This is a genomic window from Kitasatospora sp. Ki12 (assembly GCF_054601375.1).
In genome coordinates this window covers 3,966,792-3,987,308 of sequence record NZ_BAAIHT010000001.1, presented here as the reverse complement: position 1 = coordinate 3,987,308, position 20,517 = coordinate 3,966,792, and the positions used below count along the sequence as shown (strand labels likewise).

17 protein-coding genes and 1 tRNA gene are annotated in these 20,517 nt (G+C 70.6%); 15 read left to right on the top strand and 3 right to left on the bottom strand.

Annotation, left to right across the window (positions count from 1 at the left end; translation table 11 throughout):
* Positions 1-205: 205 nt before the first annotated feature.
* The 6 genes from ACYP53_RS17645 to ACYP53_RS17620 all read left to right on the top strand — a co-directional run bounded on the left by ACYP53_RS17645 (position 206) and on the right by ACYP53_RS17620 (position 7,216).
* Complete coding sequence (locus ACYP53_RS17645) at positions 206-694, top strand: PaaI family thioesterase (RefSeq protein ID WP_229928463.1); 489 nt, start codon at positions 206-208, stop codon at positions 692-694.
* A gap of 648 nt (positions 695-1,342) precedes the next feature.
* Positions 1,343-2,578, top strand: coding sequence for a branched-chain amino acid ABC transporter substrate-binding protein (locus tag ACYP53_RS17640; RefSeq protein WP_189914982.1), 1,236 nt, complete (start codon positions 1,343-1,345; stop codon positions 2,576-2,578).
* 156 nt (positions 2,579-2,734) lie between these two features.
* Complete coding sequence (locus tag ACYP53_RS17635) at positions 2,735-3,664, top strand: branched-chain amino acid ABC transporter permease (protein WP_189914983.1); 930 nt, start codon at positions 2,735-2,737, stop codon at positions 3,662-3,664.
* A 5-nt stretch (positions 3,665-3,669) separates the two neighbouring features.
* On the top strand, positions 3,670-5,601 hold the full coding sequence (locus ACYP53_RS17630) for a branched-chain amino acid ABC transporter permease (RefSeq protein WP_459647923.1): 1,932 nt from the start codon (positions 3,670-3,672) through the stop codon (positions 5,599-5,601).
* An 8-nt stretch (positions 5,602-5,609) separates the two neighbouring features.
* The gene (locus tag ACYP53_RS17625; protein WP_459647996.1) at positions 5,610-6,503 is read left to right on the top strand and encodes an ABC transporter ATP-binding protein; all 894 of its coding nucleotides are present in this window, start codon (positions 5,610-5,612) and stop codon (positions 6,501-6,503) included.
* Positions 6,500-7,216 (top strand): ABC transporter ATP-binding protein, encoded by a 717-nt coding sequence (locus tag ACYP53_RS17620; protein WP_459647922.1) that lies wholly within the window; start codon positions 6,500-6,502, stop codon positions 7,214-7,216. Before ACYP53_RS17625 ends, ACYP53_RS17620 begins: the two co-directional genes overlap by 4 nt.
* Before the next feature lie 61 nt (positions 7,217-7,277).
* Here ACYP53_RS17620 and ACYP53_RS17615 read toward each other — a convergent pair whose 3' ends face one another.
* A complete protein-coding gene (locus ACYP53_RS17615) occupies positions 7,278-7,934 on the bottom strand; it encodes an ANTAR domain-containing response regulator (RefSeq protein WP_189914985.1) in 657 nt (218 codons plus the stop codon).
* 92 nt (positions 7,935-8,026) lie between these two features.
* On the opposite strand from ACYP53_RS17615, the gene ACYP53_RS17610 reads away from it, so the two are divergent.
* Both ACYP53_RS17610 and ACYP53_RS17605 read left to right on the top strand, forming a co-directional pair.
* A tRNA-Leu gene (locus ACYP53_RS17610) sits at positions 8,027-8,112 on the top strand.
* Positions 8,113-8,213: 101 nt separating this feature from the next.
* On the top strand, positions 8,214-8,999 hold the full coding sequence (locus ACYP53_RS17605) for a helix-turn-helix domain-containing protein (protein ID WP_459647921.1): 786 nt from the start codon (positions 8,214-8,216) through the stop codon (positions 8,997-8,999).
* A 42-nt stretch (positions 9,000-9,041) separates the two neighbouring features.
* Here the strand turns inward: ACYP53_RS17605 and pyk are convergent, their stop codons facing one another.
* Positions 9,042-10,472: a pyruvate kinase gene (gene pyk / locus ACYP53_RS17600; protein WP_189914986.1), complete on the bottom strand. Its 1,431-nt coding sequence runs from the start codon at positions 10,470-10,472 to the stop codon at positions 9,042-9,044.
* Positions 10,473-10,804: 332 nt separating this feature from the next.
* Here pyk and ACYP53_RS17595 point away from each other — a divergent pair, with 332 nt between their 5' ends.
* The 7 genes from ACYP53_RS17595 (at position 10,805) to ACYP53_RS17565 (ending at position 19,009) form a co-directional block, all read left to right on the top strand.
* Positions 10,805-11,911: a substrate-binding domain-containing protein gene (locus tag ACYP53_RS17595; RefSeq protein WP_459647920.1), complete on the top strand. Its 1,107-nt coding sequence runs from the start codon at positions 10,805-10,807 to the stop codon at positions 11,909-11,911.
* Complete coding sequence (locus ACYP53_RS17590) at positions 11,908-13,563, top strand: substrate-binding domain-containing protein (protein ID WP_229928465.1); 1,656 nt, start codon at positions 11,908-11,910, stop codon at positions 13,561-13,563. Before ACYP53_RS17595 ends, ACYP53_RS17590 begins: the two co-directional genes overlap by 4 nt.
* On the top strand, positions 13,550-14,152 hold the full coding sequence (locus tag ACYP53_RS17585) for a hypothetical protein (protein ID WP_189914988.1): 603 nt from the start codon (positions 13,550-13,552) through the stop codon (positions 14,150-14,152). Before ACYP53_RS17590 ends, ACYP53_RS17585 begins: the two co-directional genes overlap by 14 nt.
* A 294-nt stretch (positions 14,153-14,446) precedes the next feature.
* Positions 14,447-16,282 (top strand): bifunctional metallophosphatase/5'-nucleotidase, encoded by a 1,836-nt coding sequence (locus ACYP53_RS17580; RefSeq protein WP_459647919.1) that lies wholly within the window; start codon positions 14,447-14,449, stop codon positions 16,280-16,282.
* A gap of 86 nt (positions 16,283-16,368) precedes the next feature.
* Entirely contained in the window at positions 16,369-16,923 is a 555-nt protein-coding gene (locus tag ACYP53_RS17575; RefSeq protein WP_459647918.1) for a Uma2 family endonuclease, read from the top strand.
* Between the two features lie 138 nt (positions 16,924-17,061).
* Positions 17,062-17,988, top strand: a complete 927-nt coding sequence (locus ACYP53_RS17570) for an NADP-dependent oxidoreductase (protein WP_459647917.1) — start codon at positions 17,062-17,064, stop codon at positions 17,986-17,988.
* 52 nt (positions 17,989-18,040) lie between these two features.
* The gene (locus ACYP53_RS17565; protein WP_459647916.1) at positions 18,041-19,009 is read left to right on the top strand and encodes an AraC family transcriptional regulator; all 969 of its coding nucleotides are present in this window, start codon (positions 18,041-18,043) and stop codon (positions 19,007-19,009) included.
* Positions 19,010-19,019: 10 nt separating this feature from the next.
* Here the strand turns inward: ACYP53_RS17565 and ACYP53_RS17560 are convergent, their stop codons facing one another.
* A complete protein-coding gene (locus tag ACYP53_RS17560) occupies positions 19,020-20,477 on the bottom strand; it encodes an aldehyde dehydrogenase family protein (protein WP_189915397.1) in 1,458 nt (485 codons plus the stop codon).
* Positions 20,478-20,517: the final 40 nt, after the last annotated feature.

Below are 20,517 nucleotides of genomic sequence, written 5' to 3'. Positions count from 1 at the left end.
ACCGACAAAAGGGGCACGGCACCTGCGGGGTCGGGGCCGCACCGGCGACGGGGTCGGGGCCGTACCGGCGGCCGGCCGGCGGACCCGTCGGCACCCACCCGGCCCCGCCACGCCAGCCCCCGCCCGCACGGGGTACCGCCGAGTAGGACGGTCGTACGATCACAGGCAGCAGCACCCGTGATCCCCCAGCGGCAGGAGTTCCCCGATGACCGATGCGGCCCCCGACACCGCCCCCGACACCGTCCCCGACAGCACCCCCGTCCTGAACGTCCCGCAGGAGGTGCTGGACCACTTCGCCAAGCTCGGCGTCAGCCCGGAGACCTTCTCCGGCGGCCACCTCGGCGAGAAGCTCGGCATCCGGATCGTTGAGGCCTCCGGCGACCGCGTGGTCGGCACCATGCCGGTGGAGGGCAACCAGCAGCCGTACGGGCTGCTGCACGGCGGCGCGTCGGCGGCGCTGGCCGAGACGCTGGGCTCGATCGGGGCGATGCTGCACGCCGGCCCCGGCCGGTACGCGGTCGGTGTGGACCTCAACGCGACCCACCACCGCTCGGCGACCTCCGGCCTGGTCACCGGGGTGGCGACGGCCGTGTTCAAGGGCCGCACCGCCGCCACCTACGAGATCGCGATCACCGACGACACCGGCAAGCGGGTCACCAGCTGCCGGCTGACCTGCATGCTGCGCGACCTCTGACGGCCACCGCGCCGCACCCGCCACACCCCCGACCTCCACGACGTCGTCAACGTCTTCAACGCCTTCGACGTCCGCACGGTCGGCGCAAGTTCAGTCAAGACGACATCAAGTCCCTTTACCGCCCCCTTGTTTGACCATCTGCCACTCTGGGCAGGCGTTGGTCTGGACGAGGGGGCGGTTCGCGTCTCCCGCGCGCGCCGATGTTTTCCATGCGCGTAACGCTGTGTAACAGGCAGGAAATCCGGGCGCGCTTCGGTTCCAGGACCTCCCGCCACCGCCGAAACCGCGCCGCCACACGCTCAAGGTCCGGATTCCGGACTCGCGCGGCCGAAACGCGGGAATCGAACGCGACCGTCCGGTTATCGGTGATGCCAGCTGCAACCCCTATTTCTGGGCCTTACATCGCCCCATCAGCGCCTAAACGCCCACGATCGCCGGATCGATCGAGCCAAAACGACCACATGCTGAGACAACTGCTCCGTGTGCTCATAACAAGAGAATCACAGCCTGCTCGCAGCACTGCCCGAGCCGCCCAACGGCGCCTAGAGTCACGGCCAGTCACCGCGCCATCCGATTGGGCCTGGCCCTCCGCGCACCCCGGCTCCCGCCACTCCGGCGCGGGCGCATTCTGAACCGAAGGGGACCCTCGTGCGTCACCGTTCAGCAGTTGTCGTGAGCATTGCCGTGATCGCCGCCCTCAGCCTCAGCGCCTGCGGCTCCCGCGATGACAAGAAGTCCGGTGACGGAGGCAGCGGCGGCGGCTCCGCCACCACCGTCACCATCGGCATCGACGCCCCGCTCACCGGCGACCTCTCCGCCATCGGCCTCGGCATCCGCAACTCCGTCGAGCTCGCGGTGAAGAAGGCCAACGAGGCCAACGAGGTCCCCGGCGTCAAGTTCCAGATCAAGGCCCTGGACGACACCGGCAAGCCCGGCCCCGGCCAGCAGAACGCCACCCAGCTGGTCGGCGACACCAGCGTCATCGGCGTCGTCGGCCCGCTGAACTCCAGCGTCGCCCAGTCGATGCAGCAGATCTTCGCCGACGCCAACCTGGTCGAGATCTCCCCCGCCAACACCGGCGTCGCCCTCAGCCAGGGCGAGAAGTGGGCCAGCGGCGAGAAGACGCGCCCCTTCAAGACGTACTTCCGCACCGCCACCACCGACGCCGTCCAGGGCCCCTTCGCCGCCCAGTACCTCGCCAAGGACGCCAAGAAGTCCAAGGTCTTCCTCATCGACGACCAGAAGACCTACGGCGCCGGCCTGGCCGCCACCTTCAAGGCCGAGTACACCAAGCAGGGCGGCACCATCGTCGGCGAGGAGCACGTCAACCCGGACGACCGCGACTTCGCCGCCATCGTCACCAAGGTCCGGGCCTCCGGCGCCGAGGCCGTCTACTACGGCGGCGAGTACCCCGCGGCCGGCCCGCTCTCCCTCCAGCTCAAGGACGCCGGCGTCAACATCCCGCTGATGGGCGGCGACGGCATGCAGAGCAAGGACTTCATCAAGCTCAACCCGAAGAGCGCCGGCGACCTCGCCACCGCCGTCGGCGGCGCCGTCGAGCAGCTCCCGACCGCCGCGAAGTTCATCGCCGACTACAAGGCCGCGGGCTACAAGGACGCCTACGAGACCTACGGCGGCTACTCCTACGACAGCGGCTGGGCCATCGTCCAGGCCGTCAAGGCCGTCGTCGCCGCCAACAACGGCAAGCTCCCGGCCAACCCCCGCGCCGCCGTCGTCGACGCCGTCCAGAAGGTCTCCTTCGACGGCGTGACCGGCAAGGTCTCGTTCGACGAGTTCGGCGACACCACCAACAAGCAGCTCACCGTCTACGCCGTCAAGGACGGCAAGTGGGACGTGGAGAAGACCGGCACCTTCAGCGGCTGACCCGGCGTCACCACCAAGCCGGGCGGCAGCACGTCACCACCCGGAAAACCGGCTCCACTTCACCACCCAGCGCGCGGGGGCGCCACGAGTGCCCCCGCGCGCCCCCACATCCACCACCCACGCGGACACCCCCGAACGCACTACGGAGGCCCAGCGGTGCACGACCTACCGCAGCAGCTGGCCAACGGCCTGATCCTCGGAGCCCTCTACGGGCTCGTCGCGATCGGCTACACGATGGTCTACGGCATCGTCCAGCTCATCAACTTCGCCCACGGCGAGATCGTCATGGTCGGCGGCTTCGGCGCCCTGACCGCCTACCTCGCCCTCCCCGGCGGCACCACCCTCTGGCTGGCCCTACCGCTGATGCTGATCGCCGGCGTCCTGGTCTCCACCCTCACCGCCGTCGCCGCCGAGCGGTTCGCCTACCGCCCCCTGCGCAACGCGCCCCGGCTCGCCCCGCTGATCACCGCGATCGGGCTGTCCATCTTCCTGCAGCAGCTGGTCTTCTCCTTCTACCCCGACGCCAAGAAGGCCCGGGTCTTCCCCAAGATCCCCGGCGACCCCTTCAGCCTCGGCTCCGTCACCATCCAGCGCAGCGACCTCTTCCTGATCATCGCCGCCCCGCTCTGCATGCTCGCCCTCGGCTGGTTCGTCACCCGCACCCGCTCCGGCCGCGCCATGCAGGCCACCAGCCAGGACCCGGACACCGCCAAGCTGATGGGCATCGACACCGACCGCATCATCGTCATGGCCTTCGCCATCGGTGCCGCGTTCGCCGCCGTCGCCGCCGTCGCCTACGGCCTGCGCAGCGGCCAGGTCGACTTCCGGATGGGCTTCATCCTCGGCCTCAAGGCCTTCACCGCCGCCGTCCTCGGCGGCATCGGCAACATCTACGGCGCCATGCTCGGCGGCCTCGCCCTCGGCCTCGCCGAGGCCCTCGCCACCGGGTACATCCAGCACCTGCCCGGCATGCACCTCTTCGGAGGCGGCGCCTGGAAGGACGTCTGGGCCTTCGTTCTCCTCATCCTCGTGCTCCTCGTCCGGCCCCAGGGCCTGCTCGGCGAGCGCGTCGCGGACAGGGCGTGACCACCATGACCACCACGACCACCGAGACCACCCCGGTCATCCCCCTGCCGGCCCGCGCCGCCGCGGCCCTCACCGGCCTCGGCGCGCTCGCCACCGCCGCCTCCGCCGCCATGGCCTGGACCTGGACCTCCGACTTCCCCGGCGACCTCACCTTCTACGGCTCCCCGGCCGGCCTCCAGTGGCTCGCCCTCGCCGCCGGCCTCCTCACCCTGGTCGTGCTGCTCGGCTCCCAGGGCGTCCCCGGACTGCGCTGGGCCACCCCCGCCGGCAGCAACAACGCCGTCCTGTACGCCGCCACCGGCACCCTCGCCGTCAGCGTCTACTCCGTCGCCTCGATCGCCGTCGAACTCGACGGCCTCGTCAACCTCGAACCCGGCGGCTGGGTCCTCGCCGCCGGCGGGCTGATCACCGTCCTCGGCGCCCTCGGCCTCCCGCTCGACCGGCGCACCGCCGTCCCGCTGCGGATCGTCGACAAGCGGCTCTTCCTGCTCGTCCCGGCCGCCCCCCTGGTCTGGTTCGGCACCCACGCCATCCCCGAGGACAAGCCGGTCGCCCCCGTGCTGACCGCCCTCGCCGGCGGCGTGGCCATCGCCACCGGCGCCGTCCTCCTCGTCCAGCTCGGCCACCTCGCCAACACCTGGCTGCGCCTGGGCAAGATCGAGCGCCCGCTCGAGGCCCCGCGCGCGCTGCCGTCCTGGGTCGAGGTCCTGGTGATCATCGTCGCCTTCGGGCTCGGCCTCTTCGCGATCACCTTCGGCATCGACACCGAGTACGGCGAACTCTTCATCGGCTGCCTGCTGTTCGCCGGCCCCACGCTGGCCGCCCTCACCAAGTCCGGCCTGATCGCCCGGCTGCGCGCGCTGACCGTCAAGCACCGCCCGGTCACCACCGGCGCGGCCTTCGCCGCCGCCGCGAGCTTCCCCTTCACCCAGAGCAGCGACCAGTACACCTCGGTCGCCACCAACATCCTGATCTTCGCCACCGTCGCGCTCGGCCTCAACATCGTCGTCGGCCTGGCCGGCCTGCTCGACCTCGGCTACGTCGCCTTCCTCGGCGTCGGCGCCTACTCCGCCGCCCTGGTCTCCGGCTCCCCCGCCTCGCCCATCCACGTCCAGTTCCCGTTCTGGGCCGCGATGCTCACCGGCGCCGCCGTCTCCATGATCTTCGGCGTCATCATCGGCGCCCCGACCCTGCGACTGCGCGGCGACTACCTCGCCATCGTCACCCTGGGCTTCGGCGAGATCTTCCGCATCACCATGCTCAACCTCAACGGCACCACCGGCCCCAAGGTCACCAACGGCTCCAACGGCATCCCCCGGATCCCCGACCTGGAGATCTTCGGCTTCGACCTCGGCAAGCCCCACACCGTGGCCGGCATCGAACTCGGCCGCTTCTCCAACTACTACCTGCTGATGCTCCTGGTCACCGCCGTGGTCGTGCTCATCTTCGCCCGCGTCGGCAACTCCCGCATCGGCCGCGCCTGGGTCGCCATCCGCGAGGACGAGACCGCCGCCGAGGCCATGGGCATCAACGGCTTCCGCCTCAAGCTCCTCGCCTTCGCCCTCGGCGCCTGCCTCGCCGGCCTCGCCGGCACCGTCCAGGCCCACGTCAGCTACACCGTCACCCCCGACCAGTACACCTTCGCCGAGGCCCTCCCGCCCAACTCCGCCTTCCTGCTCGCCGCCGTCATCCTCGGCGGCATGGGCACCATCAGCGGCCCGCTGGCCGGCGCCACCCTCCTCTTCCTCATCCCGAAGAAGCTCGAGTTCCTCGCCGACTACCAGCTCCTCGCCTTCGGCGCCGCCCTCATCGTCCTGATGCGCGTCCGCCCCGAGGGCCTCATCCCCAACCGGCGGCAGCAGCTGGAGTTCCACGAGGCCGCCATCCCGGCGCAGCCCACCGGCGAGCCGACCGCACTCACCAAGGCAGGGGCGTGACCGACCCGATGACCACCACCGCCGCACCCCTGCTCGAAGTCACCGGCGTCACCATGCGCTTCGGCGGCCTCACCGCCGTCAACGACGTCTCCCTCACCGTCGGCGAGGGCGAGATCATCGGCCTCATCGGCCCCAACGGCGCCGGCAAGACCACCTTCTTCAACTGCCTCACCGGCCTGTACGTCCCCACCGAGGGCACCGTCCGCTACCGCGACGTCCAGCTGCCGCCCAAGCCCCACCTGGTCACCCAGGCCGGCATCGCCCGCACCTTCCAGAACATCCGGCTCTTCGCCAACATGACCGTCCTGGAGAACGTCCTCGTCGGCCGGCACACCCGCACCAAGGAAGGCATCTTCTCCGCCATCCTCCGCGGCCCCGGCTACCACCGCGCCGAAGCCGAGAGCCGGGCCAAGGCCATGGAACTCCTCGAGTTCACCGGCCTCGCCGACAAGGCCGAACACCTCGCCCGCAACCTCCCGTACGGCGAGCAGCGCAAACTGGAGATCGCCCGCGCCCTCGCCTCCGACCCCGGCCTGCTCCTCCTCGACGAGCCCACCGCCGGCATGAACCCCCAGGAGACCCGGGCCGCCGAGGAACTCGTCTTCGCCATCCGCGACAAGGGCATCTCCATCCTCGTCATCGAGCACGACATGCGCTTCATCTTCAACCTCTGCGACCGCACCGCCGTGCTCGTCCAGGGCCAGAAGATCGTCGAAGGCGACCGCGAGACCGTCCAGAACGACGAACGCGTCATCACCGCCTACCTCGGCGCCCCGCTCGAAGGCACCACCCCTCCCGAGGACGCCGCCTCTCCCGAGGACACCGCCCCTTCCGAGGACACCACCCCTCCCGAGGACGCCGCCCCGGCAGCACCGGAGACCGTTACGGAGAACGACCAGTGACCGCACTCCTCGAGGTCGAGGACCTCCGCGTCGCCTACGGCAAGATCGAAGCCGTCAAGGGCATCAGCTTCACCGTCAACCAGGGCGAGGTCACCACCCTCATCGGCACCAACGGCGCCGGCAAGACCACCACCCTGCGCACCCTGTCCGGCCTCCTCAAGCCCACCTCCGGCCGGATCACCTTCGACGGCCAGGACCTCAGCACCGTCCCCGCCCACAAGATCGTCGCCCTCGGACTCGCCCACTCCCCCGAAGGCCGGCACATCTTCCCCCGCATGACCATCGAGGAGAACCTCCTCCTCGGCGCCTTCCTGCGCACCGACACCGCCGGAATCACCGCCGACGTCGAACGCGCCTACGGCCTCTTCCCCATCCTCGGCGAACGCCGCAAGCAGGCCGCCGGCACCCTCTCCGGCGGCGAACAGCAGATGCTCGCCATGGGCCGGGCCCTGATGTCCCAGCCCAAGCTGCTCATGCTGGACGAGCCCTCCATGGGCCTCTCCCCGCTGATGATGCAGAAGATCATGGCGACCATCATCGAGCTCAAGGCCTCCGGCACGACCATCCTCCTGGTCGAGCAGAACGCCCAGGCGGCCCTGTCGCTGTCCGACCAGGGCTACGTCATGGAGACCGGCCGCATCGTCCTCTCCGGGACCGGCGCTGACCTCCTCCACGACGAGTCCGTCCGCAAGGCCTACCTCGGCGAGGACTGACCCCGTACGCACGAAGGGCCCGGCGGACACTGTCCGCCGGGCCCTTCGCCGTGTCCGCGTACTACTCGGACGTGCCCTCTTCCGCCTTCTTGCGGTCCTGGGCGTCGCCCTCCTCGATGACGGCCTCGGCCACGGCCGCCATCGTCATCCGCCGGTCCATCGAGGTCTTCTGGATCCACCGGAACGCGGCCGGCTCGGTCAGCCCGAACTTCGTCTGCAGCACGCCCTTCGCCCGGTCCACCAGCTTCCGGGTCTCCAGCCGCTGGGTGAGATCCCCGATCTCCTTCTCCAGCGCCCGCATCTCGGTGTGCCGCGACACCGCCATCTCGATCGCCGGCACCAGGTCCGCCTTCGAGAACGGCTTGACGATGTACGCCATCGCCCCCGCGTCCCGCGCCCGGTCCACCAGCTCCCGCTGCGAGAACGCCGTCAGCATCAGCACCGGAGCCAGGTGCTTCTCGTGGATCTGCTCCGCGGCCGACAGCCCGTCCAGCACCGGCATCTTCACGTCGAAGATCGCCAGATCCGGCTTCAGCTCCTCCACGAGCTTCACCGCCGTCGCCCCGTCCCCCGCTTCGCCGACGACGGTGTACCCCTCCTCCTCGAGCATCTCCTTGAGGTCGAGGCGGATCAACGCCTCGTCCTCGGCGATCACGATCCGGGTGATCTGGGGCGTATCGGTCTCAAGCGGCTGTGCCTGCTCGTCGGCGGTGCTCACGGGGCTCCTAGTTCCGGCGGGGTACTGCATGCACGAGGGTACCTAGCTGCGCCGGACAGTGCCCACAGGGTATCCTTCACGGGCGCGAACTTGCCGGGTTGGTGGAAGGGCAGACACGATCGCCTCAAAAGCGATTGCCTGAAAGGGCGTGTGGGTTCGAATCCCACACTCGGCACCAGAATTTTCCTTATATTCCCAGGCCTTGGGGAATTCACCTTATCTAGTGGATCGCATCCAAAGCGTCCACCGTCCGGCTTGACGCGTCCCACGCTGGCACGCATGACCACGCTTTCTGTGCGCGAACAAGCCCTTCGCCTCCTCCGTCGAGGAGTCCGCAACGCCGAGGTGGCCCGTCGACTCGGCGTCCCGACAGGCACGGTCTCCTGGTGGAAACACCGGGATCTCGCCAAACGCGACAAGCTACCCGGCCGCAAGCGCTCCGCCTGCCTGCACTGCTACGGCGACCAGTTGAACCGCCCCGCGTACGCGTACCTCCTGGGCCTCTACCTCGGCGACGGCCACATCCTCCTCCCCAACGAGTACCGCAGAACCCAGAGCCTGCAGATCACCTGCGACGACAAGTGGCCGGGCGTCATGGATTCCGTCGAGCAGGCCATGCGTCAGGTCCTCCCCAACAACAAACCATGTCGGGTCCGACGCACCGGCTGCCATGACGTGAAGGTGTACTCGAATCACCTGACCTGCTACTTCCCCCAGCACGGCCCCGGCAAGAAGCACGAGCGCGCCATCGCCCTGGAGCCCTGGCAACAGGAGATCGTGGACGCCCACCCCTGGGAATTCCTGCGTGGCCTGATCCACTCCGACGGCTGCCGGATCACCAACTGGACGACCCGCACGGTGGCCGGCGTCACGAAGCGCTACGAGTACCCGCGGTACTTCTTCACCAACACCTCGACCGACATCATCGGCCTCTTCACCGCCACCCTCGACGCCGTCGGCGTCCAGTGGAAGCACGCCTCGCGGTCCAACGGCGGCTTCAACATCTCCGTCGCCCGCAAGGACTCCGTCGCCCTCATGGACGCCCACATCGGCCCCAAGTACTGACGGCGGCGCGGCCCTCGCAGGGCCGCGCCGCCGATGGGCCGCTCAGGCGTCCAGGGTTCCCACGTGGTGGACGCGGACGAGGTTGGTGGAGCCGGCGAGGCCGGGTGGGGAGCCGGCGGTGATGACGACGATGTCGCCCTTCTGGCAGCGGCCGAGGGAGAGCAGGGCCGCGTCGACCTGTTCGACCATCTGGTCGGTGGTCGGGGCGAACGGGCCGAGGAAGGTCTCCACGCCCCAGGTGAGGGCGAGTTGGCTGCGCACGGCGGGCTCGTAGGTGAAGGCGAGCACCGGGATCGGTGAGCGGTAGCGGGTCAGCCGGCGGGCGGTGTCGCCGGACTGGGTGAAGGCGATCAGGTACTTGGCGTGCAGGAAGTCGCCGATCTCGGCGGCCGCGCGGGCGACGGCGCCGCCCTGGGTGCGCGGCTTGCTGCCCGCGGTCAGCGGGGGGAGGCCGGCGGCGAGGATGTCGTTCTCGGCGGCTTCGATGATCCGGGCCATGGTCTTGACCGTCTCGACGGGGTACTTGCCCACCGAGGTCTCCCCGGAGAGCATCACCGCGTCGGTGCCGTCGAGGACGGCGTTGGCGACGTCGGAGGCCTCGGCGCGGGTCGGCCGGGAGGCGTTGATCATCGAGTCGAGCATCTGGGTGGCCACGATGACCGGCTTGGCGTTGCGCCGGGCCAGCTTGATGGCGCGCTTCTGGACCAGCGGGACCTGTTCGAGGGGCATCTCCACGCCCAGGTCGCCGCGGGCCACCATGATGCCGTCGAAGGCGTCCACGACGGACTCGAGGTCCTCCACCGCCTGCGGCTTCTCGATCTTGGCGATGACCGGGACGTACCGCCCCTCCTCCGCCATGATCCGGTGGACGTCCTCGATGTCGCGCCCGCTCCGGACGAAGGAGAGCGCGATCAGGTCGGCCCCGGTGCGCAGCCCCCACCGCAGGTCGGCGACGTCCTTGTCGCTGAGTGCGGGGACGGAGACGGCGACGCCGGGGAGGTTGAGGCCCTTGTGGTCGGAGACCAGGCCTCCCTCGATGACGAGGCACCGCACCCTGGGGCCGTCGACGGCGACGACTTCGAGGGTGACCCGGCCGTCGTCGACCAGGATGCGTTCGCCGCGGCTGACGTCGCCGGCGAGTCCGGAGTAGGTGGTTCCGCAGCCGTCCTTGTCCCCCACGACGCCTTTGTCGGTGGAGATGGTGAACTCGTCGCCGCGTTCGAGGAGTACCGGCCCGTGGGCGAAGGTGTCGAGCCGGATCTTCGGGCCTTGAAGGTCGACGAGGACGCCGACGCTGCGGCCGGTCTCGTCGGCGGCCTTGCGGACGCGGCGGTAGCGTTCCTCGTGCTCGGCGTGCGTGCCGTGGCTGAGGTTGAATCGGGCGATGTCCATTCCGGCGTCGACCAGGGATTTGATCTGGTCGTACGAGTCGGCGGCGGGCCCGAGGGTGCAGACGATTTTTGCTCGGCGCATAGTGCTGAGACTAGGCATTACCGGCGCGTAACAACGAGGCGGGTCCGGCTTGCGGGATGACCTTTGGCGTAAGGCGAGTTGAACAATCTGACACATCCTCGGACCGGTGTGCGAGCGCCGCCTCCGGGGCCTCTCCGGGCACTCCGGCGAACGGGTCGGTCGATGCGATTCCGTGAAGGGGTGTTCACCCTTCGTTCATCGTGGCTTCCGTTGCCGCTCCCCGCCCGGCGGGACGCTCGTCACCCCCGGGTGACACCCCGGAGGTTCCGGGTGACCACCCGGACGACGTAGAGGACGCGGCAGAAGTCGCGTACGAGGGGGAGGCGTTCGGCATGAAACGCGGCGCACTGGGGGCGGTGCTGATCCTGGCCCTGCTGGGCTGGGTGGCCTACGCGCTGATCCCCGAGGGGGGCGACGGGGGGTCCGGCCCGGCCACGGTCACGGTCACCGGCCTGATCGGCTCGGAGAAACGCAACTTCTTCGAAGACCCGAACGTCAAGGCCGAGTTGAAGAAGAAGGGCCTGGAGGTCCGGACGGACTCGACCGGCTCCTGGACGATGAGCGAGCAGGCGAAGAGCACCCAGGGGCTGGACTTCGCCTTCCCGGCGAGTGCCGCGCCGGCCCGGGAGATCCAGCAGAACTGGGGGCTGAAGGACTCGCCGCTGGTGCCGTTCTACTCCCCGCTGGTGATCGTGACGCACAAGCCGGTGGCGGACATCCTGAAGCAGAACCAGCTGGCGGAGCACGACGACGGCCCCAAGGGCGTCTGGACGTTCAAGATGGACAAGTACGTGGAGGCGCTGACGGCCGGCCGGAAGTGGAAGGACCTCGCGGGCGCCGAGAAGGACCCGGAGCTGACCGGCCCGGTGTTCGTGTCCACCACCGACCCGGACACCTCCTCCTCGGGCGCGATGTACGTGGCGCTGCTGTCCTACATCGCGAACGGCAACCAGGTGGTGCAGGACGACGCCGGTGTCGACGCCGTCCGGAAGGTCCTGGTCACCGCGAACGGCCACCAGGGCATGCAGAAGATCAGCAGCGACGAGCCGTTCCGCGACTTCTTCGCGGGCGTCGGCACGCTGGTCTTCGCGTACGAGTCGCAGGCCGCCGCGCTCCCGCTGCAGGGCAAGGACACCGGGGACATGGTGGTGATGTACCCGGACACCACGGTCCAGTCGGACCACACCCTGGTGGCCCGGACGGACGGCGGCCGCAAGCTGGCCGACGCGCTGCAGAACGACCCGGTGCTGCGCGAGCTGGAGGCCCACTACGGCTTCCGCCCGCAGGCCGACCAGGAGGCCTTCTGGAAGCAGCTGAACGGGAAGTCGCCGCAGTTCGCGCCCGACCTGAGGAAGTCCGGGTTCAAGCAGGCCACGCTGCCCTCGCTGGAGAACCTCACCAAGCTGACCACCGCGGCGAAGGGCGGGAGCCCCAAGTGAACCTCCGTACGAACCCCCGGGGCCGGCTGGCCGCGGCCCTGCTGGCCGCGCTCGCCGCGGTGACCGCCTGTACCTCCTCCGGCGGCGACGGGCCCGGCCCGCGGCCCTCCGACCCGCCCGCCGAGACCGCCCGGCCCGGGGTGCTGCGCATCCTGGCGGGCAGTGAACTGCAGGACCTGGCCCCGGTCCTGGAGGACGCCCGGAAGGCCACCGGGGTGACCGTGCAGTTCTCCTGGACGGGCACCCTGGACGGCGCGGACGCGGTGTCCTCGGGCCGGGCCGACGGCAAGTACGACGCGGTGTGGTTCCCGTCCAACCAGTACCTGCGGCTGGACCCGGCCGGGAAGTCGAAGGTGCTGTCCGAGACCCCGGTGATGGTCTCGCCGGTGGCGATCGGGGTGCGTTCCTCGGTCCTCGGCGACCTGGGCTGGGGTGACGGTTCGAAGGTCACCTGGGCGCAGGTCGGCGACGCGGCCGCGGCCGGCAAGCTGACCTACGGGATGGCCGATCCGTCGCGTTCCAACTCCGGCTTCTCCACCCTGGTGGCGGTCGCCTCGGCGTTCTCCAAGGCTGACGGGGCGCTGGCCGAGGCGGACGTGCAGAAGGCGACGCCGCAGCTGAAGCAGTTCTTCACCGGCCAGAAGCTGACCTCCGGCTCCTCGGGCTGGCTGGCGCAGGCGTACAGCCGGGCCGAGTCGGGCCTGGTGGGCGCGCTGGTGAACTACGAGTCGGTGCTGCTGTCGATGAACAGGACGCTGTCGCCGCAGCAGCAGCTGACGGTGGTGCGCCCGGTGGACGGCGTGGTGTCGGCGGACTACCCGCTGTCGCTGCTGTCCGCGGCCGCGCCGGACCAGCGCGACGCCTTCCAGCGGCTGACCTCGTACCTGCTCAAGGACGAGGTGCAGAAGCGCATCTCCGAGACGACGCTGCGCCGCCCCGCGACGGTGGGCGTGGCCCCGGCGGCCGGGCTGCCGACGGACCGCCGCCGGGAGCTGCCGTTCCCGGGCACCCGGGCGGTCGCGGACGGCCTGCTGGCCTCCTACCAGAACGACCTGCGCCGCCCGTCCCGGACGGTGTACGTGCTGGACACCTCGGGCTCGATGGAGGGCAACCGGATCGCGGCGCTGAAGTCCGCGCTGGGCCGGCTGACGGGGGCGGACGACACCCGCGGGGTGCGCCGCTTCCGCAACCGCGAGGAGGTCACCCTGGTGTCCTTCGCGTCCTCGGTGAAGTGGTCCAAGACGCACGTCGTGCCCGCCACCGGGAGCCAGCCCGGCCCGCAGGACGAACTGGCGGCGATCAACACGGACGTGCAGTCGCTGGCGGCCTCGGGCGGGACGGCGGTGTACGGCTCGCTGGAGGAGGCGTACCGGGTGATCGAGCGGCAGCAGGCGGCGGCGAACGACGACCGGTTCACCTCGATCGTGCTGATGACGGACGGGGAGAGCAACTCCGGCCCCACGGACTCCGACTTCAAGCGCTTCCACGACGGGCTGCCGGCCTGGGAGAAGTCGATCCCGGTGTTCCCGATCAAGTTCGGCGAGGCGGCGGTGAACCAGCTGCAGGGGATCGCGGACGTGAGCGGCGGCAAGCTGTTCGACGGCTCGGGCTCGCTGGACGGGGCGTTCGAGGAGATCCGTGGCTACCAGTGACGGTCCGGTCCGGCAGCCGTGGCGGTACCTGGGGTCGAACAAGAACTGGGCCGGCCTGGCGGGGGCCGCCGTCGGGGCGGGGCTGCACCAGATCGGGCTCGGCGGGAACCTGTGGCCGGGGGTGGTGGCCGCCCTGTACGGGGTGGGCGCGCTGGTGATGCCCGACCGCAGGACCGACCCGCCCGTGGAGCCCCCGGCGCCGATCCCGCACCCGGCCCCGGACCCGGGCCCGCTGACGACGGATCCGCCGACGCCGGGCCCCGGAGCGGGCACGCCGTCCGGATCGGCGTCGGCCGCCACGGGGGTCCCGGCACCCCCGCCGCCGTCCGACCCCGAGCTGGAGGAGCTGGCCGCCTACCTGGGCGACCTGTCCCTGCCGCCCTCGGCCGGGGTGGACGCCCTGCTGGCGGCGCTGCGCGCGGCCGGCCCGGGCCCGGTGACGGAGCGGATCGTCCGGCACCGGCTGCCGCTCGCGGTGGCCGGCTACCTGCGGGCGCTGACCTGGCGGCCGTGGGCGGGTCCGGGTGCTCCGGACCCGGCGGCGGAGCTCGGCCGGGAGGTGGTCCTGCTGACCGCCGAGCTGGCCTGACCCGGGGTCGCCTCCCAGGTCAGGCCCGCCGGGGCGCCCATATCACCCCCGGCCCCACCCGTTCCCGTCATGAACGAGTCGCCAAGATCTCACCTCTTGGACAGGTCCGGGGGCTATTCAGCGACCGGGCCCGCACGGCACACTTCTACGCGCGTCCCTCTACGCGCGTCGACGCAGCGACGCCGCACCGCCGTGATGCGGCGGCGCGGTGACGCGGCAACGCGGTGACGCGCCCGCACTCACGTACACAAGTTGACGGTCCAGCTGCCGTCGCCCTCCTCGGGAGAGTCGTCCATGCCCCTGAACCGCCGTGACTTCGTCACCCGGTCCGCCGCCACCGCCGCCGGTGCCGCCATCGTCGGCGGTTCCGCCGTGGCCGCCGCCCCCTCCGCCGCGGCCGCCGAGCCGGACACGGCGGCCGCCAAGGGCCAGCAGCGCAAGCCGCGCAAGCAGGCCTTCACCGTCATGGGCACCACCGACCTCCACGGCCGGGTGCTGAACTGGGACTACTTCACCGACGCCGAGTACGTCGACAAGGCCCACAACGCGGTCGGTCTCGCCAAGATCTCCACCCTGGCCAACCAGGTGCGCGAGGAGAAGGGCTGGAACCGCTGCCTGCTGATCGACTCCGGTGACATCATCCAGGGCACCCAGCTGACCTACTACTACGCCCGGATCGAGCCGATCGCCACCGACGGCGACACCGTGCCGGACCACCCGATGGCCGTCGCCATGAACCTCATGGAGTACGACGCCGCCGCGCTCGGCAACCACGAGTTCAACTACGGCATCCCGACCGTCAAGGCCTTCGAGGACCAGCTGGAGTTCCCGCTGCTGGGCGCCAACGCGCTGCACGCGAAGAACGAGAAGCCGGCCTTCCCGCCGTACGTGATCAAGGAGCTGCACCTCGGCGAGGGCAAGCCGCTGAAGGTCGGCATCCTGGGCCTCACCAACCCGGGCATCGCGATCTGGGACAAGGCCAACGTCAGCGGCCAGATGGTCTTCCCGGGCATCGTGGAGACCGCCGCCAAGTACGTGCCGCGGATGAAGGCGGCGGGCGCGGACGTCATCGTGGTCTCGGCGCACTCCGGCATCGACGAGGCGACCACCTACGGCGACCAGCTGCCCTGGCCCGAGGACGCCTCGGGCGAGATGGCGGAGACCGTCCCGGACATCGACGCGGTGCTGGTGGGCCACACCCACAAGGAGGTCCCGCAGCGCCTGATCGTCAACAAGAAGACGGGCAAGACGGTCGTGCTCTCCGAGCCGCTCTGCTGGGGCCAGCGCCTGAGCTGCTTCGACTTCGAGGTCGAGTTCGCCGACGGCGCCTGGAAGGTCACCTCGGTCTCCTCGCGGGTGCTGAACTCCAACACCGTGCCGGAGAACCCGGAGATCACCAACGCGCTGACCGAGCAGCACAAGAAGGTCGTCGCGTACGTCAACCAGAACATCGGCACCAGCAAGATCGAGCTGTCGATCGCCGAGGCCCGCTTCAAGGCCACCCCGATCATCGACCTGATCGGCCGGGTCCAGGCCGACGCCGTCAAGGCCGCCCTGGCCGGCGGCCAGTACGCCGACCTGCCGGTGCTCGCCCAGGCCGCCCCGTTCAACCGCACCGCCGTGATCCCGGCCGGCCAGGTCAAGCTGCGCGACGCCGCGGGCCTCTACATCTACGAGAACACCCTGGAGGCCCGCATCCTGACGGGCGCCCAGCTCAAGGACTACCTGGAGTTCTCGGCCAAGTACTACAACCAGCTCGCCCCGGGCGCCCCGGTCGACAAGGACGCCCTGACCGGCGCCGAGGCCACCCCGGACTACAACTACGACTCGCTCTACGGCCTGAGCTACGACATCGACATCGCCCAGCCGAAGGGGCAGCGGATCCTCAACCTGTCCTTCCAGGGCAAGCCGATCGACCCCGCCGCCCAGTTCGTCCTGGCCGTCAACAACTACCGCGCCAACGGCGGCGGCAACTTCCCGCACGTGGCCAAGGCGAAGCTGGTCTGGTCGAACTCCGACGAGATCCGCAACACCATGATCGCCTGGGTGAAGGCCAAGGGCGTCCTGGACCCGGCCGACTTCTTCACCAACTCCTGGCGCCTGGTCCGCGCCGGCCAGCCGGTCTTCTGACCACCGCTCCCGCCCCACCGAGGCGCCGCCGGGCCCGTCCGCCCGGCGGCGCCTCGCCGCGTCCGGGGCGGTGGGAGGATGCTCGCATGGTCGAGTCGGATCACCGAGTCCTCACGTACGCACGCACGCTGGTCCCACCACCAGGCTGGAAGGTCGAAGCCTCCGGTGGCGCGATCATCATCACGGCAAGCCCGTCCACCGCCCACGCACACACCCTCTGGCTCGTCCGCCACCAACTCGACGCGCACTGCCCGTCCGACCTGATGCCAAGTGAGAACACCGACCTCGTCTCCCCGGGCATCAGCAGGCTACGCAACCCCGACCTGACGTATTTCCCTTGCTCCGTCCTCGAATCCGGCGGCAACGAGGTGCCCGCCGAGCAGGCGGCCATCGCGGTGGAGATCGTCTCCCCGTCGAACCCCGAGAACGACCTGGTCGGCAAGGTCCGCGACTATCCGCTGATGGACATCCCGCTGTACCTGCTGATCGACCCGCGCACCGGCGCCGTCACGCTCTACTCCGAGCCCTCCGCCACCGGCTACCACCGGCAGTGGACCGGCAAGTTCGGCGACCGGGTGCCGATCCCGGCCCCCTTCGACTTCGAACTCGCCACCGACGGCCTCGTCCGCTACCCGGCCTGACCCACTCGCCCGTCGAGACGATCGGACATCTGACGGAGACTTGAGGATATTCATCGGCTCGCCCGCCCTCCCTATCGTTGAACACATCGAGAACGGCCCCACGGGGGGCCTGGGTTGACCGGAGTGGGAGTGAGTGCGATGCGTGCGATCGTTCAGCGGGAGTTCGGCGGGCCCGAGGTCATGGAGGTCGCCGAGGTGGAGCGTCCGCGGCTGCTGAGCGGCGAGGTGCTGGTGCGGGTGAAGGCGGCCGGGGTGAACCCGGTGGACGTGGCGGTGCGGGCGGGGCTGTTCCCGCTGCTGGGCGAGCCGCCGTTCACGGTGGGCTGGGACCTCTCCGGGGTGGTCGAGGAGGCCGCGCCCGGCGCCCGGTACCGGGTGGGCGAGGAGGTGTACGGGATGCCGTTCTTCCCCCGGGCCGCGAACGCCTACGCCGAGTACGTGGCCGCGCCGTCGCGCCAGCTGGCCCGCAAGCCCGCCTCGGTCGGCCACGTGGAGGCCGCCGCGCTGCCGCTGGCCGCGCTGACCGCCTGGCAGGGCCTGGTGGACTTGGCGAAGGTCGGCGAGGGGCAGCGGGTGCTGGTCCACCGGGCGGCGGGCGGTGTCGGCCACTTCGCCGTGCAGATCGCCAAGGCCCGCGGCGCGTACGTGATCGCGCTGGCGAGCGAGCCCAAGCACGCCTTCCTCAAGGAGCTCGGCGCCGACGAGGTCGTCGACTACCGCACCACCGACTACACCCAGGCGGTCAAGGACGTCGACGTCGTCTTCGACTCGTCCTCCGAGAACACCCGGGCGCTGGAGGTGCTGAAGCCGGGCGGCGTCCTGGTGAGCATCATGGAGCACCACGACCGTGAGCTCGCCGCCGCGATCGAGGCGGCCGGCCGCCGCTTCGCGGGCGTCTCCGTGGAGCCGGACTACGCCGCGCTGGAGGAGATCGCCGCCCTGGTGGACGAGGGCCGGATCCGTCCGCACGTCGCTCAGGCCTTCCCGCTGGCCGAGGTCGGCCGGGCGCACGAGCTGGTGGCCTCCGGTACCGTCCAGGGCAAGGTCGTGCTCACCGTCGACTGAGCACCTCGGCCGGGGACGAACCACCGTGGAAGGCACCGAAGGGGGACGGGCGTTGGACATCCTGACCGAGGCACTGGGCTCGATGCGGACGGCGTACCCGTCCTCCGTCCGCACCGAGGGCCGCGCCCCCTGGGCCCTGCGCCTGCCCCCGGTGCTCGGCGCCGGCTTCCACGTGGTGCTGTACGGCACCTGCTGGCTGCTCCCGCTGGGCATCGGGAACGGCATCGGGAACGGCACCGGGGAGAGCACCGGGCGGCACGAGCCGATAGCCCTCAGCCCGGGCGACGTCGTGTTCCTGCGGGACGGCGGCGGCCACGTCCTCGCCGACCACCCGGACACCCCGCCGGTGGACGCCCGGGACTGCGAGGCGGACTCCGCCCCGCCGATCGGCACCGTGTCGCTGGGCGGTGGCGGCGCCCGTACCAGCCTGCTGTGCGGCAACTACCACCTGGACCAGGGCCGCCCGCATCCGATGGTCCGCCAGCTGCCGGCCCTGATCCACCTGCCGACCCGGCACGGCCGTCACCCCGAACTGGCCGCCGCCGTACAGCTGTTGGGCAGTGAGCTGGAGAATCCGCGGATCGGTTCGACCGGGATCGTGCCGGCCCTGATCGACTCGCTGCTGCTGTACATCCTGCGGGCCTGGTTCGAGGACCAGCCCGCCGCGTCCGCCGCCGGCTGGGCGGCGGCGCTGCGGGACGCCGCGGTCGCCCCGGCGCTGGAGGCGATCCACGAGGCGCCGGCCACCCCGTGGACGGTGGAGTCGCTGGCGGACCGGGCGGGCCTGTCCCGGGCCGCTTTCGCCCGCCGGTTCACCACCATGGTGGGCGAGCCGCCGATGGCGTACCTGACCCGTTGGCGGATGACCACGGCGGCCCGGCTGCTGCGCGAGTCGGAGGCGCCGCTGACCTCGGTCGCGGCGCAGACCGGCTACGGCTCGGAGTACGCCTTCGCGAAGGCGTTCAAGCGGGAGTTCGGCCTGGCCCCCGGCGGTTACCGCCGGGAGGCCCGCGCCGCGTAGTCCCAGGGCGTCAGAACGGGAACCGCGCCCGCCCGTGCTGCACCGAGATCCACTTCAGCGTGGTGAAGGCGTCCACCGTGCACTCGCCGTTGAGCCGCCCGACGCCGGAGTTCTTCTCGCCGCCGAACGGCACCCCGGGCTCGTCGGCGATGGTGCCGCCGTTGACGTGGATCATGCCGGTCTCGATCCGCTGGGCGAGCCGCACCCCGCGTTCGACGTCGGCGGTGTGCACGGCGCCGCTGAGTCCGAACGGCGAGTCGTTGGCGAGCCGCACGGCCTCGTCCTCGCCGTCGAAGGGCAGCAGCAGCACCACGGGGCCGAACAGTTCGCGCCGCAGGATCGGCGCGTCCTCGGCGAGGTCGGTGAGGACGGTCGGTGCCATCAGGCTGCCGGTGGTGGTGCCGCGCAGCAGGGCGGTGGCGCCGGCGGCGACCGCCTGGTCGATCTGGGTGGAGAGGGCGTCGGCCTGGACGGTGTTGATCAGCGGGCCGATGTGGGTGGCCGGGTCCTTGGGGTCGCCGACGGTGAGCGAGGCGACCTTGGCGACGAACTTCTCGGTGAACTCGGCCTGGACGCTGCGGTCGACGAGGACGCGGTTGGCGGACATGCAGACCTGGCCCTGGTGGACGAAGCGGCTGAACACCGCCGCGTCCACGGCGTAGTCGAGGTCGGCGTCGTCGAGGACGATCAGCGCGCTGTTGCCGCCGAGCTCCAGGACGGACCGCTTGAAGTGCGCGGCGGCGACGGTGCCGACGTGCCGGCCGACCTTGTCGGAGCCGGTGAAGGAGATCACCTTGGGCACCGGGTGCTCGATGAAGCTGTCGCCGATCTCGGCGATGTCGGTGATCACGACGTTCAGCAGGCCGGGCGGCAGGCCCGCGTCCTCGAAGATCTTCGCGATCAGGCCGCCGCCGACCACCGGGGTCTCCTGGTGCGGCTTGAGGACGACGCCGTTGCCGAGGGCGAGGGCCGGGGCGACGGCCTTGAGGGCCAGGAACAGCGGGAAGTTGAAGGGGCTGATCACCCCGACCACGCCGACCGGCAGCCGGTAGAGCCGGTTCTCCTTGCCCGGGGCGGGCGAGGGCAGCAGCCGGCCCTCGGCGGCCACGGACAGGTGCAGGCACTCCCGCAGCATGTCCTTGACGAGCGAGAGCTCGAAGCCCGCCTTCAGGGCGGTGCCGCCGAGCTCGGTCATGATCGCCGCGACGATCTCCGGCTCGCGCTCCTCGAAGAGGCGCAGCGCGCGCTCGAAGACCAGCCGCCGCTCGTAGGGGCTGGTGGCGGCCCATTCCTTCTGGACGCGCTCGGCGGCGCGGTAGGCGCGGTCGACCTCGTCGACGGTGGCGACGGTGATGCCGGCGAGCTTGTCACCCGTGTAGGGGTCGACGTCGACGATGTCCCAGGAGCCGCTGCCGCTGCACCACTCGCCGTCGATGTACTGCAGCGCCAACTCGGAGAAGTACGACATCTGCTCCCTCTCGTGCACGACCTGATGGGACATCATCGTA